A 13,357-nucleotide genomic window follows, 5' to 3' on the forward strand; every position below is an offset into this window, starting at 1 on the left:
GCCGTCCGCACGGCTGCACTACTTGGTGATCTCTTCCCAGCCGGTCGTCAGCTCGGTGGCCACGCCGTCGGCGTCGATCTCCTGCGCGAGGAATCGCTGGTAGGCCGGCGTCGCGACCGTGTCCTTCCACTGCGCGTAGGCGTCGACGAAGAGGTACGGCGCGGACACGAGGTGCTGGCCCGAGGAGAGGATGACGTCCCAGCCGTTCTCGGTGCCGAGCTTGGCCGCGAGGGCCTCCTGCGCGGACGTCGTCGCGGGGATCAGGGCGTCGGCCTCGTTGAGGGCGGCCAGGTTGTCGGTCTGCGTGAAGAACTCGATGAACTCCGCGGACTCCTCGACGTGCTCGGAGTCGATGTTCACGGACAGGGTCTGCGGGTTGGCGGCCTGCTCGGCGCCCTCCGACCCCTCGAGCGGCGGGAGCACGATCCAGTCGAAGCCCTCGGGGGCGTCGGTCGCGATGTTCGCGGCCTGGAACGAGCCCTGGATCGTCATGGCGACCTGCCCGGCGTAGAACGTCGCGAGCGTCTCCGAACCGGTCTGGCTCAGGGTCACCGGCAGGATCGACTTGTCCTCGAACGCCATGGCGTCCACGAGGTTCGGCACGGCCATCTCGCCCTCGCCGACCGTCAGGGTCGCGTCCGCGCCGCTGCCCTCGAAGTAGGTGCCGCCGAAGCCCGGCGCGAAGGACATGTACGCGGCGGTGGGGCTCTTGAGGCCCCAGCCCAGGCCGTACGTGCCGTCCTTGGTCGTGGCCTGCGCGATCGCACGCATCTCGTCCCACGTCATGGTCTCGCCCGTGGGGATCGCGACGCCCGCGGCGTCGAGCAGCGTCTTGTTCGCGAACACCATGTAGGACTGGAGCTCGGTGGGGTACGCGATGACCTTGTCGTCGACCGTGACCGCGTCGAGGATGCCCTCGGGGACGTCGGCACGGAACTCGTCGGACATGTACTCGGAGAGGTCGGCCAGGTAGCCGTCCGCCGCGAAGGGCACGATGCTCGCGGCCTCGTAGTGGATGATGTCCGGCGCCGCACCACCGTTGAACTGCGTGATGAGCTTGTCGTAGATGCCGTCCCACCCTGCGGGGACGATCTCGACCTGGACGTCGGGGTTGGCCTCGTTCCAGTCGGAGACGATGCTCTCGGTCGCGGCGATGGCCGCGGGCTGGTCGGACAGCGACTGGAACTTCAGCGTGATCGGACCGGAGTCTCCACCGGCGTCGCCGTCTCCGCCGCTTCCGCAAGCGGTGAGGAACAGGGTGCCGATCGTGAGGCATGCGGCGATGGACGCACCACGAGTCTTCATGTGTCTGCCTTTCTGAGGCGTGGGGGTCGTGCGGGTGGGTGGGTGGGACGGGTTCCGTCGAGGCGGGGGCGCACTGCGCTCACCCCTTGACGGCACCGGACAGGAGTCCGCCGGTGAGCCTTTTCTGCATGATCGAGAAGAAGACGATGCTGGGGATCGCGGCCAGCACGGCGCCCGCCGCGAGCGGGCCGAGGGCGACCTTGCCCTCGCCGCCGATGAACATCTTGAGAGTGATCGGCAGCGTGTAGTTCTCGGGCGACTGGAGCAGCACGAGCGCGAAGAAGAACTCGTTCCACGACGACACGAAGCTGAACATCGCGGTCGCGACGACGCCCGGCATGAGGAGTGGGAAGACGATCTGGCGGAGCACCGTCAGGCGGCTCGCGCCGTCCATCGAGCCCGCTTCCTCGAGCTCGATCGGGATCGAGCTCACGTAGCCCTGCAGCATCCACAGCGCGAACGGCAGCGTGTACGTCGTGTGCACCAGGGTCAGGCCGACGAGGCTGTCGGTCAGGCCGATGGTCCGCAGGATGAGGAACAGCGGCAGGATGATGAGGATGACCGGGAAGACCTGGCTGACCAGGATCCACCCGACGCCCATGCCCCGGACCAGGCCCTTGAGCCGGGCCAGGACGTACGCGCCGGGCAGCGCGATGAGGAGCACGAGCGCGGTCGAGACGAGCGCGACGATCGCGGAGTTCCACGCCGAGCGCACGAGGCCCTGGCGTTCGAGCGCAGCCGAGTAGTTGCCCCACTCGACGTCCTGCGGGATCAGGCTCACGGTGAGCGAGTTGAGCTCGCCCGACGACTTGAGCGACGCCGAGACGAGCCACAGCAGCGGGAAGCCGAGGAAGACGATGTAGAAGCACAGCGCCACGTACTGGGCTGGCCGGACGAGATGACGCATCAGATCACTTCCCCGTGCTGTCGCGGTCTTGGCGGAACTGGGACCACAGGTAGATCGCGAGCAGGAGGACGACGACGACCACGAGCACGACGCCCATGGCGGCCGCGTAGCCGATGTTCCTGTTCTTGAACGCCTCGAGGTACGTGTAGAGCATCGGCAGCATGGTGCGGCCGCCCGGTCCGCCCTCCGTCAGCACGTAGACCAGGGAGAACGAGTTGAAGTTCCAGATGAAGTTGAGCGAGGTGATCGACGTGATGATGGGCCGCAGGCTCGGGAGCGTGACCGCGGTGAAGCGGCGCCACGCGTTCGCCCCGTCGATCGCCGCGGCCTCGTGGAGCTCGTCGGGGATCTGCTGGAGCCCGGCGAGCAGCGTCACGGTGGTCTGCGGCATGCCGACCCAGATGCCCACGACGATCACGGCCGGCAGCGCGGTCGAGAAGTCCGCGAGCCAGTTGATGTCGTCAGGCAGGCCCACGCTGCCGAGGAACGCGTTGAGCGGCCCGGCGTTGGGCGAGTAGATCATCCGCCACATGATCGCGACGACCACGGGCGGCATGGCCCACGGGATGAGCGCGAGCACCCGGGTCAGGCCCTGGAGCTTGAGGTCGGAGTTGAGCAGGAGCGCGAGGCCCATGGCCGCGACGAGCTGGAGCAGCGTCACGGAGACGGCCCAGATCATGCCGATGCGGAACGAGTCCCAGAAGAACGAGTTGTCGGCGAGCCGGACGAAGTTGTCCATCCCGACGAACGCGTACTCGGGGTTGCGCACGAGGCGGGCGTCGGTGAACGCGAGGCCCACGCCGACGAGGAGGGGCGCGACGCTCAGGACGAGGATCGGGAGCAGCGACGGGATGACGAGGGCGATGGCCTCGCGCCGCTTCGAGCGGGCCATCCCTCCGCTCCGGCGCGGCTGCTGCCGTCGTGGTGCAGGGGTGGTCGGTCGGGGGCCGGCCTCCACGGTGGGGGCTGTCATGACTTCTCTCCGTCGAGTACGTCGGTCGGTCGGGTGGATTCGCGGACGAGGAGGGTCGGTCCCACGTCCACGTGCCGGGTCTCCTGGTCGCTGCCCTCGACCAGTCCGAGCAGGAGCTGGGCGGCCCGCCGACCACGTTCGGCGGATCCCAGGGAGACGCTCGTGAGGCTCGGGTAGAAGACCCGGCCGATCTCGGTGTCGTCCATGCCGGTCACGGCGAGGTCGGTGGGGACGTCCAGGCCGCTCTGGCGGGCCGCGTGCATCGCGCCGATCGCGAGCAGGTCGTTGGCCGCGACGATCGCGTCGAGGCCGCCGGCAGCGGCGTTGCGCTCGATGAGCGTGCGCGCGGCGGTGAGGCCGGCGGCGACCGTGAAGTCCTCGGCGATCTCGACGTCGACGTGCTCGGCGGCGAAGCCCGGGGCGGCGACGGCGGCGTCGAAGCCGCGCTGGCGAGCCTCACCGGGGGTCGTGTCGAGGGGGCCGTTCAGGAACGCGATGCGGCGGCGGCCGATCTCGAGCAGGTGGGTCACGGCCTGGCCGATCCCGCCTGCGGAGTCGGTCGACACCGAGTCGATGCCGTGGGCGCCGAGCGATCGTCCGATCACGACGACCGGCACGGCGGACTCGTGGATCGCGCGGACGAGCTCCTCGCTCATGCGCAGGGGGCTCAGGACGATCCCGTCGACCATGCCGTTCGCGAGGCTGCGCACGAGGTCCGTCGTCGACTGTGCCGTGTCGCCCGTCGTCGTCACGACGACCCGGTAGCCGTAGGGCGCGATGACCGCGTGGATCGCGGACATCATCTCGACGTAGACCTGGTTGCCGATGTCGGCGACCGCGAAGGCGATCTGGAACGTGCGCCTCATGCGCAGTGAGCGGCCGACGGCGTCGGGGCTGTACCCGAGCTCGTCGGCGGCGGCGCGCACGCGCTCGACCATGGCCTTGCTGGCGCCGGAGCCGTGCAGCGCTCGGGAGGTCGAGGCGAGCGACACCCCTGCGCGCTCGGCGACCTCGTTCAACGTTGCACGTGGTGCCATCGGTTCCTGCCCTCTCCGTCGAAGGTGGTGCGGAAGATCTCAGTTTGGAAACGTTTCCAACGCGGCGGTGCGAAGCACTCTGGAAACGTTTCCGGATTGAGAGGCACTCTTGCACGCGCCCTCGGAGGGTGTCAACCGCCAGGCCTCTCCGGGCCCGGCCTCCTCATGCGTGTGCGCTACCCTCGCGGGCATGCCGATGACGTCACGCAGGGACCCCGCGGTGCTCGTCGCCGGGCTGGTCACCTCGATCCTGTGGGTCGGGACGGCGGTCCTGAGCGACTGGGTCCACGCGAACTTCACGTACCGGGTCCACAGCGCGCTCGTCCGCACGTTCCTCCCCCACCCGAACGGCACGGTCCCGGGCGGTTCGGCGATCACGGGTCAGACGATCCTCGCGGCGCTCCTCGCGGGGCTGGTCGTCATGGTCATGGCATACCTCGCGACGAGACGCCTGCCTCGACGCACCGGCACGTGGGGCGTCTTCCTCGGGACGTGGCTCGGGGTCGTGGTCGGCGGCACCGCGGGGTCCGTCGCGGACACGGTCGCGGACATCTCCTTCCCCGCCCCGCTGAACCCGGCGTTCCACCTCCTCTCCGCGTCGTTCGACGGGAGCTGGTGGGGGCTCCTCAACGGCTGGCTCGTCGGGATCGCGCTCGTCGGGGCCCTCGCCCTGACGAACCGTTCCGCCGAGGAGGCGCTCCCCGCGACGCGCAGGGCGCGCAAGCGGCTGCGGGCCCGCGCCTGGCCAACCGTGCTCGCCGCCGGCCTGACGGCCGGGCTCGTGTGGGTCGTGCTCGGGGCCGGCAGCTCGTGGCTCGTGTGGCACCGCAGCGCCCGGGGCCCGATCGACCTCGTCGCGGAGGTGGCCACGGGTGCGATGATCTTCCGCTTCGCGCCGCAAGGGCGACCGGTCCAGGGCATGGAGGTGGCCCTCGCCCTGGTCGTGGGCCTGCTCGTCGCGGGCGGGACGTGGCTCGCGACCCGACGGCTCCCGCCGAGCGCGGGGCGCTGGACCCTGGTGCTCGCGGTCTGGTTCGCCGCCGTCGCCGCCGCGACGGTCCCCGCGGCGACCCGGTCGTTCACCACGTACACCGCGTTCGGGCTGCACTCGGCCACCATGAACATGGTGCTGCCCGTCGTGCAGGCGAGCCTCTTCTGGCCGCTCGTGACCGGCTGGGTCACGGGTCTGGTCGCCGTCCTCGTGTACACCAGGACGGGCGGTGCAGCGCCCGCGGACGTCTCCCCCGAGGGGTCCCCCGGTCCGGACGACCGCCCCGAGCCGGGAGTCGAGGAAGGCCCCCGGAGCGCACTGCACACCGATGCCGACGAGCGCTCGCTCGTCCCCTAGGGTGACCGCTGAACGCAGGCGGGGTACCGACGAGTCACCGACGAGTCGTCGGACGACGTTCCGCCGGGGACAGTGACGAGAGGGTGGCTCATGGCTGAGACAGGTTCGACGAGCGGCATCACGACGGGCTTCGTGGTGACCGAGGCGCAGTTCGAGGAGATGTTCCCGGACCGCAACCCGTTCTACACGTACGCGGGCCTGGTCGCCGCGACCGAGGCGTACCCGGAGTTCGCGACGTCGGGCGGCCCCGAGATCGCTGCCCGCGAGGCCGCGGCGTTCCTCGCGAACGTGAGCCACGAGAGCACCGGCCTGCTCCACGTGAGCGAGCTCAACACGGCCGTGTACTCGCACTACTGCGACCCGTCGCAGCCGTACGGGTGCCCCGCGGGCCAGGACGCCTACTACGGCAAGGGTCCCATCCAGCTCTCCTGGAACTTCAACTACAAGGCCGCGGGCGACGCCCTGGGCATCGACCTGCTGAACGACCCGTTCCTCGTCGAGACCGACCCGACCGTCGCCTGGAAGACGGCGCTCTGGTACTGGAACACGCAGCCCGGCGAGGGGACCATGACGTGCCACGAGGCGATCGTCGGGGAGCACGGCTTCCGCGAGACGATCCGCGCGATCAACGGCCCGCTCGAGTGCGACGGCGGGAACCCGCGCCAGGTCGCGAACCGGGTCGCGCTGTTCCGCCGCTACGCCGAGCTCCTGGGCACCACGACGGGCGACGCCCTGACCTGCTGAGGCCCGCGGCCCGACGCCGGAGCTCGCCCTCCGCCGTCGGGCCTCGCGCCCACCCTCGCTCTTCGTCAGCCCCTGCCGCTCCGCACACCGGCCGGCCGGGCGCGCTCGCCCCACGTCGGCCACAGCCCGGCGCGCACGCACCACGCGGCGACGGATCGCCAGGCTCGCCTGTGGACACGTCACCCCGCGCGGTCCCTGTGGACGAGTCCCCGGGGCGTGCGCCGACAAGGCCGGAGGGCTAGGCCGAGTCCCGCACCACGAGCGACGTCGGCAGCGTGATCGCCGCAGGCTCCTGCCCCTCGACGACCTCGAGCAGCAGGCGCACCATCTCGGCGCTGATGCGCTCGAACGGCTGCCGCATGGTCGTGAGCGCGGGGTGGAGCGACGCGGCGACGCCTGAGTCGTCGAACCCGCCCACGGCCACGTCCTGCGGGACGCTCCGGCCCGCCGCCTGGAGCGCGACGAGCGCGCCCGCGGCCATGAGGTCGGACGCGACGAACACGGCGTCGAGGTCTGGACGGCGCTCGAGCAGCTCGGCCATCGCGAGCCGACCCCGCTCGCGCGAGTAGTCGCCGTGCGCGACGAGCGACTCGTCGAACCGGTCGCCCAGGGCGTCGCGGTACCCGTCGAGGCGCAGTGTCCCGCCCGGGGTGTCGAGCGGCCCCGTGATCGTCGCGATACGCGTGCGCCCCGAGTCGATCAGGTGCTGCGTCATGGTCCGCGCCCCGGCGCGGTCGTCGGCCGCGACGTACCCGACGCGCCCCTCGTACCCGAGCGGCACCCCGCACGCGACGGTCGGCACCTTGAGCCTGAGCAGCTCGGCCAGCATCGGGTTGCCCTGGTGCGAGCTGATGAGCAGGACGCCGTCGACGTGGCCCGCCGAGACGTACCCGCCGATCCGGCGACGCTCCTCGGGGGTCCCCGCGACCATGAGCAGCAGCGGCATCTCGCGCTTGGCGAGCTCCTCGGCCGCGCCCCGCAGCAGGATCGAGAAGTTGGGGTCCTCGAACAGCAGGTGCTGCGGCTCGGTGAGCAGGAACGCGATCGAGTTCGACCGCCCCGTCACGAGGCTGCGAGCGTGCTGGTTCGCGGCGTACCCCGTGGTCCGGATCGCCTCGTTGACGGCAGCGAGCGCGTCGGGCGAGACCCAGTGGCCTCCGTTGATCACGCGGGACACGGTCCCGCGCGAGACGCCCGCCACCTCTGCGACGTCGCGGATCGTGGGACGTCGCTTCGCACTGCCCGACGGCGCCGCGCGCCTCTCGCGGGCAGGCTGCGGCGCGACCCCCGGCTCCTGCTCGGGGGTGGCGTCTTCACCGGGTTGCTCCACGACACGTGAGTCTAGGGACATCCTCAGGCCTTGACCGCGCCGGCGGCCAGGTCGACCTGCCAGTAGCGCTGCAGGAGGAGGAACAGGGCGACGAGCGGGACGATCGACAGGAGCGCACCGGTGATGACGAGCGTGTACAGCGCAGGCTGCGACGCGCCCTGGTTGAGCAGCCCGGAGAGCCCCACGGTCAAGGGGAAGAGCTTGTCGTCGCCGAGCATGATGTACGGCAGCATGAAGTTGTTCCAGATCGCGACGAACTGGAACAGGAAGACCGTCACGAGCCCGGGGGCCATCATGGGCATCGCGACCTGCGCGAACGTGCGGAGCTCGCTCGCACCGTCGGTCCGTGCGGCCTCGACGATCTCGTCGGGGATCGAGGCCCCCGCGTAGATCCGCGCCAGGTAGATCCCGTAGGGGCTGATGATGCTCGGCAGGAGCACGGCCCAGTAGGTGTTCGTGAGGCCGACCTGGGCCAGGAGCAGGTACTGCGGGATCGCGAGGACGACACCCGGCACGAGGACGCCCGCGAGCAGCATGTTGAAAACCGCGGACTTCCCGCGGAACCGGTACTTCGCGAGCGCGTACCCGGCCATCGCGGACACGACGACCGAGAGCATCGCGCCCACCCCGGCGTAGAGGGCCGTGTTCGCCATCCACCGCCAGAACAGGCCGCCCCGGTAGGCGTTGAGGTCGGACACGTTGTCCAGGAGGTGCGACGAGGGGGCGAAGGTGAACGTCGAGAACAGCTCGCTCCCGGACTTGGTCGACGCGACGACGACCCACAGCACGGGCAGCAGGCAGTACAGCGCGCCCACGAGCAGGATCGCGGTCGCGGCCCCGCTCGGCCGCTCGCCGACCGACCGGTGGCCGGTCCGGGGGACCCGGCGGGCACGAGGCAGGACGGAGCCCGCCCGGGAGCCGGCGGTCTCGGCGACGAGCGCGGTCTCAGCGGCGTCGGTAGTCATGGTCACTTCTCCTGACCGAAGGCACGGCTCTGCACCAGGCGCAGGAACCCGAACGAGAGGACGAACGTCGCGACGGCGATGATCACCGAGGTCGCGGCCGCCGAGTACAGGTCACCGCGGATGAACGCGTCGCGGTAGACCTTCATGAGGGGGGTCCACGTGCTGGAGATCGTGTTGCTGAGCGGCTTGAGGGTCGTCGGCTCGGCGAAGACCTGGAGGGTCGCGATCATCGAGAAGACGAACGTCATGATGATCGAGGGCACCACGATGGGGATCTTGATCCGCCAGGCCATGCCGACCTGCGTGCAGCCGTCGAGCTCGGCGGCCTCGTACAGCTCCGACGGGATCGCGCGCAGCGACGTGTAGATGACGACCATGTTGAAGCCGACGCCGCCCCACACCGCGATGTTCGCGACCGCGAAGATCACCAGGTTCGACGAGAACAACGACGGGACGTCCCAGCCGAGCCGGTCGAACACGTAGTAGAACGGGCTCACGCCCGGCAGGTAGAGGAACCCCCACAGGAGCGAGGAGATCACGGCCGGCACGGCGTACGGCAGGAAGATCGAGACCCGGGAGAACTTCGTCGCGCGCGACCGGCGCGAGTCGAGCAGCAGCGCGAAGAGCAGGGCGAGGCCCAGCATGGTCGGCACGACGATCACGCCGTACAGCGCGACGCGGCCCACGGACGCGAGGAACTCCGGGTCGGCGAGCGACGCCGCGTAGTTCGCGAACCCGTTCCACACCTCGGTCCGTGATCCGGACCCCAGGCCCAGTCCGCTGACCTTCTCGGTGCGGAAGCTCAGGTACACCGCATACGCGATCGGCAGTGCGAGGAAGAGGACGAACAGCACGATCGCAGGGGCGAGGAAGGCCCAGGGGGCTCCCTGGCGCCGGGACGCACCGGGTCGGCGGCGTCGCACCGCGGGCGGCGCGGTGGGCCGCGCTGGCGTGGTCGTGGTCACGATCTCTCCTCGGAAGGTCTCCGCCGGTCGGGTGCGGACGGCGGTTGAAGCACGGTGCGGAAGGGGGGAGGGCGACCGCCCGGACTGACCGGGCGGCCGCCGTCGGGCCTACTCCTCGACGGTGAAGCCGGAGCTCTTCATGTCGTCGAGCGTGACCTTCTGCATCGCCTCGACCGCAGCGGTGAACGCGGCCTGCGACTTCGCGTCGGTGGCCTTGCCGAACTCGTCGTTGTACGCCGAGTAGGTGACGTTGACGTTGGGGCCGTACGTGAAGCTGCCCGCGGTCCTGGCCGTCTGGGCCGCGATCTCGTAGAAGTCGGGCTGGTTCGCGAAGAACGTCGGCGGCTCGGACAGCGCCTCGGCCAACGCCGGGATGTTGGCCGGGTAGACGCCGGTCTGCTCGACGAGGAGGTCGACACCCTCCTGCGACGCGTTGAGCCACGTGATGAACTTCGCGGCCTGCTCGGGGTGCTTCGACTGGCTCGTCACGGCCGTCGCGGACCCTCCCCAGTTGCCCGTGGCAGGCTTCGCGGCGTCCCACTGCGGCATGGGGGCCATCTTCCACAGCCCTGCGGTGTCGGGGGCGTTGCCCTCGAGGACGCCGGGCGCCCAGATGGCCGAGAGCCACCCGATCTGCGTGCCGTTGTTGAGCGCGGCGTTCCACTCGGGGGTGTACATGGGCTTGTTGTCGATCACGCCGGACTCGACGAGCCCGCCCCAGTAGTCCGCGACCTTGAGCGTCGCCTCGTCGTCGACCGCGACGGTCCACGCGTCGCCGTCGATGCCCCACCAGGAGGCGCCGGCCTGCTGCGCGAGGCCCGTGAACCAGCCCGCGTCGGTCGCGGAGAACGTGCCGAGGTGCTTGGTCGGGTCCGCGGCCTGCAAGGCGGCAGCCGTCGCGGCGTACTCGTCCCAGGTCGTCGGCACGGTCAGGCCGAGCTGCTCGAAGATGTCGGCGCGGTAGTAGAACTGCATGGGGCCCGAGTCCTGCGGCACGGCGTAGACCGCGTCGGAGCCCAGGGTCACGTCGTTCCAGACGCCCTCCGGGAACTGGTCCGCCAGGTCCGCGACCTCGCCCGAGATGTCGGCGAGCGCGTCGGCCGAGACGAGCGTGGGGATCTTCTGGTACTCGGTCTGCATGATGTCGGGCGCCCCGCTGCCGGCCTTGACCGCGGTGAGCAGCTTCGTGATCGCGGGGTCGCCGCCGTCCTGCTTGTTGACCGTGACCTGGATGTCCGGGTTGGCCGCGTTCCAGGTCTCGACGACCTTGTCGACGTTGGGCGCCCAGGTCCAGAAGGTGAGCTCGACCGGGCCGTCGGCCGCGGGGGCGTCCGTGCCGTCGCCGGAGCTGCAGGCGGTCATCAGTAGTGCGGCGGAGGCGATGATCGCCGCTGCCTTCGTGCCTGTGGACAGGCGCATGAGGTCCTCCTCGTCAAGGAACCATCGCGCTTCTCGCCAGGGCGTCGGGCCACGGCGACTCACGACAGTGTGGGCTGTGCACGGTCACAGTACTCACGACCTACGTGCTCTTGTCAACATCATGTTTCATGCTGTTACCTAGGTGTTGCAGCGCCGGTCACACCTGTGATCGTGCACAGTGACGTGTTGAGGAGAGCGCATGACTTCCGTCCAGCCCCGCCCGGTCGGCCCCGTCTACGACGGCTGGCTGCCCGGCGTCGACGCGATCTGCTACGGCGGTGACTACAACCCCGAGCAGTGGCCCGAGGAGGTCTGGGAGCAGGACGTCGCCCTGATGCACGAGGCCGGGGTCAACCTCGTCAGCATCGGGATGTTCAGCTGGGCGCTCATGGAGCCGCGCGAGGGAGAGTTCGACCTCGCCTGGCTCGACCGCCTGATCGACCTCCTGCACGCCCACGGCATCCGTGTCGACCTCGGCACCCCCACCGCGTCCCCGCCCGCGTGGTTCTTCCACGCCTACCCCCGCTCACGCGTCGTGACCCGCGACGGCACGGTCCTCGGGTTCGGCTCGCGCGGCATGGTCTCGCCCAGCTCGCCCGAGTACCGCCGCGCGAGCGTGCGCATCACGACCGAGCTCGCCAGGCGCTACGGCTCGCACCCCGCGCTCGCGCTGTGGCACGTACACAACGAGTACGGTGCCCCCGTCTCGGACGACTACTCCCCCGCGAGCGCCGCGGCCTTCCGTGAGTGGCTGCGCGAGCGCTACGGCGACCTCGCCGGCCTCAACGCCGCCTGGGGCACCCGCTTCTGGGGCCAGGTCTACGGCGCCTGGGACCACGTGGACGTGCCCGCGGTCGCGGCCTCGGTCGTGAACCCCGCGCAGCGCCTCGACTTCGCGCGCTTCACGAACGACGCCCTGCTGGCCTGCTTCGTGGCCGAGCGCGACGCGATCCGGGCGCACTCGAGCGTGCCCGTCACGACGAACTTCATGGCGGGCGAGTGCCCGTCGACCGACCTGTGGGCGTGGGCCCGCGAGGTCGACGTCGTCTCGAACGACCACTACCTGCGGGCCGGCGACCCGCACAACGAGGTGGGGCTCGCGCTCGCCGCGGACCTCACGCGCTCGGTCGCGGGTGGCAAGCCGTGGCTGCTGCTCGAGCACTCGACGTCGGGCGTGAACTGGCAGCCGCGCAACGTCGCCAAGCGCCCCGGGGAGATGGCGCGCAACGCGTTCTCGCACCTGGGCCGCGGGGCCGACGCGATCATGTTCTTCCAGTGGCGGGCCTCGCGCTCGGGCGCGGAGAAGTTCCACTCGGCGATGCTGCCCCACGCCGGCACGAGCAGCCGGGTGTGGCGCGAGGTGGTGGCGCTGGGCGCCGACCTGGGCAAGGTCGCGGAGCTGCGCGGGTCGCGCGTGCACGCCGACGTCGCGATCCTGTGGGACCCCGAGTCGTTCTGGGCGCAGGACCTCGAGTGGCGTCCCAGCGTGGACGCGCAGCACCGCGAGCGCGTCGACGCGTTCTACGACCGGTTCTGGCGCGACGGGGTCCAGGTGGACTTCGCGCACCCGGCGCAGGACCTGTCGGGGTACCGGCTGGTCGTCGCGCCCGCGTCGTACCTGCTGACGCAGGGGTCGGCCGACAACCTCACGCGCTACGTCGAGGGCGGCGGCACACTCCTCGTCTCGTACTTCTCGGCCGCGGTCGACGAGCACGACGCCGTGCACCCGGGCGGGTTCCTGGCGCCGCTGCGCCGCGCGCTCGGCCTCACGGTCGAGGAGTTCCTGCCCCTGCGGGAGGGCGAGTCGCTGGGCGTCGCGCTCGACGGCGGCGAGACGGCTCCCGCCCTGACGGGCACGCTCGCGGGCGACGTGTGGGCCGACGACATCGCGCTCGAGGGCGCGCAGGTCGTGGGCACGTACGTCGGCGGCCCCGCCCCGGGCGCCCCCGCGATCACGCGCAACGCGCTCGGCGAGGGCACGGGCTGGTACGTCTCGACGCGCCTCGACGTCACGGACCTCGGCACGCTCCTGGGCGCCGTCTACGCGGACGCGGGGCTGGCGCCGTCGGGCCTGGTCGAGGGCTTCGAGGTCGTGCGCCGCCGCGGCGACGACGCCGAGTACGTCGTCGCGATCAACCACACCGGGCACGAGGTCAAGCTGCCCGGTCTCCCGGCCGGGGCCGCCGACCTCGTGACCGGCGAGGCCACGCCCGGGACCGCCGCGGTCGCGGCGGGGGCGGTGCGCCTGCTGCGGGCCCCGCTCGCCTGAGGGTCGCACCACGGGCCCTGCGGGCCGTGGCAGGAGGCCACCGCGGCCGACGAGACGGTCACGCGCCCCTGAGGCGACGCGCGTGGACGTCGCCC

Annotated in this window: 11 protein-coding genes; 3 read left to right on the plus strand and 8 right to left on the minus strand. The window is 70.9% G+C overall.

Annotated elements, in window-relative coordinates:
- Nucleotides 1-18: 18 nt before the first annotated feature.
- From ACFRCR_RS10800 to ACFRCR_RS10815, 4 genes are all read right to left on the minus strand, one after another.
- Nucleotides 19-1,305, minus strand: coding sequence for an ABC transporter substrate-binding protein (locus ACFRCR_RS10800; protein ID WP_377677441.1), 1,287 nt, complete (start codon nt 1,303-1,305; stop codon nt 19-21).
- 79 nt (nt 1,306-1,384) lie between these two features.
- Nucleotides 1,385-2,212: a carbohydrate ABC transporter permease gene (locus ACFRCR_RS10805; RefSeq protein WP_377677443.1), complete on the minus strand. Its 828-nt coding sequence runs from the start codon at nt 2,210-2,212 to the stop codon at nt 1,385-1,387.
- A gap of 4 nt (nt 2,213-2,216) precedes the next feature.
- The gene (locus ACFRCR_RS10810) at nt 2,217-3,104 is read right to left on the minus strand and encodes a carbohydrate ABC transporter permease (RefSeq protein WP_377677445.1); all 888 of its coding nucleotides are present in this window, start codon (nt 3,102-3,104) and stop codon (nt 2,217-2,219) included.
- Nucleotides 3,105-3,181: 77 nt separating this feature from the next.
- Nucleotides 3,182-4,222: a LacI family DNA-binding transcriptional regulator gene (locus ACFRCR_RS10815; RefSeq protein ID WP_377677446.1), complete on the minus strand. Its 1,041-nt coding sequence runs from the start codon at nt 4,220-4,222 to the stop codon at nt 3,182-3,184.
- Between the two features lie 190 nt (nt 4,223-4,412).
- Here ACFRCR_RS10815 and ACFRCR_RS10820 point away from each other — a divergent pair, with 190 nt between their 5' ends.
- A complete protein-coding gene (locus ACFRCR_RS10820) occupies nt 4,413-5,570 on the plus strand; it encodes a hypothetical protein (RefSeq protein ID WP_377677448.1) in 1,158 nt (385 codons plus the stop codon).
- Between the two features lie 90 nt (nt 5,571-5,660).
- Nucleotides 5,661-6,314 (plus strand): chitinase, encoded by a 654-nt coding sequence (locus ACFRCR_RS10825; RefSeq protein ID WP_377677449.1) that lies wholly within the window; start codon nt 5,661-5,663, stop codon nt 6,312-6,314.
- A gap of 238 nt (nt 6,315-6,552) precedes the next feature.
- On the opposite strand, the gene ACFRCR_RS10830 is transcribed toward ACFRCR_RS10825, so the two are convergent.
- From ACFRCR_RS10830 to ACFRCR_RS10845, 4 genes are all read right to left on the minus strand, one after another.
- Entirely contained in the window at nt 6,553-7,533 is a 981-nt protein-coding gene (locus ACFRCR_RS10830; RefSeq protein ID WP_377677455.1) for a LacI family DNA-binding transcriptional regulator, read from the minus strand.
- 134 nt (nt 7,534-7,667) lie between these two features.
- A complete protein-coding gene (locus ACFRCR_RS10835) occupies nt 7,668-8,609 on the minus strand; it encodes a carbohydrate ABC transporter permease (RefSeq protein ID WP_377677451.1) in 942 nt (313 codons plus the stop codon).
- A 2-nt stretch (nt 8,610-8,611) separates the two neighbouring features.
- Entirely contained in the window at nt 8,612-9,574 is a 963-nt protein-coding gene (locus tag ACFRCR_RS10840; protein WP_377677452.1) for a carbohydrate ABC transporter permease, read from the minus strand.
- A 108-nt stretch (nt 9,575-9,682) separates the two neighbouring features.
- A complete protein-coding gene (locus tag ACFRCR_RS10845; protein WP_377677453.1) occupies nt 9,683-10,993 on the minus strand; it encodes an extracellular solute-binding protein in 1,311 nt (436 codons plus the stop codon).
- Nucleotides 10,994-11,192: 199 nt separating this feature from the next.
- Between ACFRCR_RS10845 and ACFRCR_RS10850 the strand changes: the two genes are divergently transcribed.
- Nucleotides 11,193-13,262: a beta-galactosidase gene (locus tag ACFRCR_RS10850; protein WP_377677454.1), complete on the plus strand. Its 2,070-nt coding sequence runs from the start codon at nt 11,193-11,195 to the stop codon at nt 13,260-13,262.
- Nucleotides 13,263-13,357 lie beyond the last annotated feature (95 nt).

The sequence above is a fragment of the Oerskovia sp. NPDC056781 genome, assembly GCF_042789955.1.
GTDB lineage: Bacteria > Actinomycetota > Actinomycetes > Actinomycetales > Cellulomonadaceae > Oerskovia > Oerskovia rustica.

Bases quoted from the DNA above. Each gene is read 5' to 3' on its own strand.
- ACFRCR_RS10800 (WP_377677441.1), bottom strand. From the start codon at position 1,305: ATGAAGACTCGTGGTGCGTCCATCGCCGCATGCCTCACGATCGGCACC.
- ACFRCR_RS10805 (WP_377677443.1), bottom strand. From the start codon at position 2,212: ATGCGTCATCTCGTCCGGCCAGCCCAGTACGTGGCGCTGTGCTTCTAC.
- ACFRCR_RS10810 (WP_377677445.1), bottom strand. From the start codon at position 3,104: ATGGCCCGCTCGAAGCGGCGCGAGGCCATCGCCCTCGTCATCCCGTCG.
- ACFRCR_RS10815 (WP_377677446.1), bottom strand. From the start codon at position 4,222: ATGGCACCACGTGCAACGTTGAACGAGGTCGCCGAGCGCGCAGGGGTG.
- ACFRCR_RS10820 (WP_377677448.1), top strand. From the start codon at position 4,413: ATGCCGATGACGTCACGCAGGGACCCCGCGGTGCTCGTCGCCGGGCTG.
- ACFRCR_RS10825 (WP_377677449.1), top strand. From the start codon at position 5,661: ATGGCTGAGACAGGTTCGACGAGCGGCATCACGACGGGCTTCGTGGTG.
- ACFRCR_RS10835 (WP_377677451.1), bottom strand. From the start codon at position 8,609: ATGACTACCGACGCCGCTGAGACCGCGCTCGTCGCCGAGACCGCCGGC.
- ACFRCR_RS10845 (WP_377677453.1), bottom strand. From the start codon at position 10,993: ATGCGCCTGTCCACAGGCACGAAGGCAGCGGCGATCATCGCCTCCGCC.
- ACFRCR_RS10850 (WP_377677454.1), top strand. From the start codon at position 11,193: ATGACTTCCGTCCAGCCCCGCCCGGTCGGCCCCGTCTACGACGGCTGG.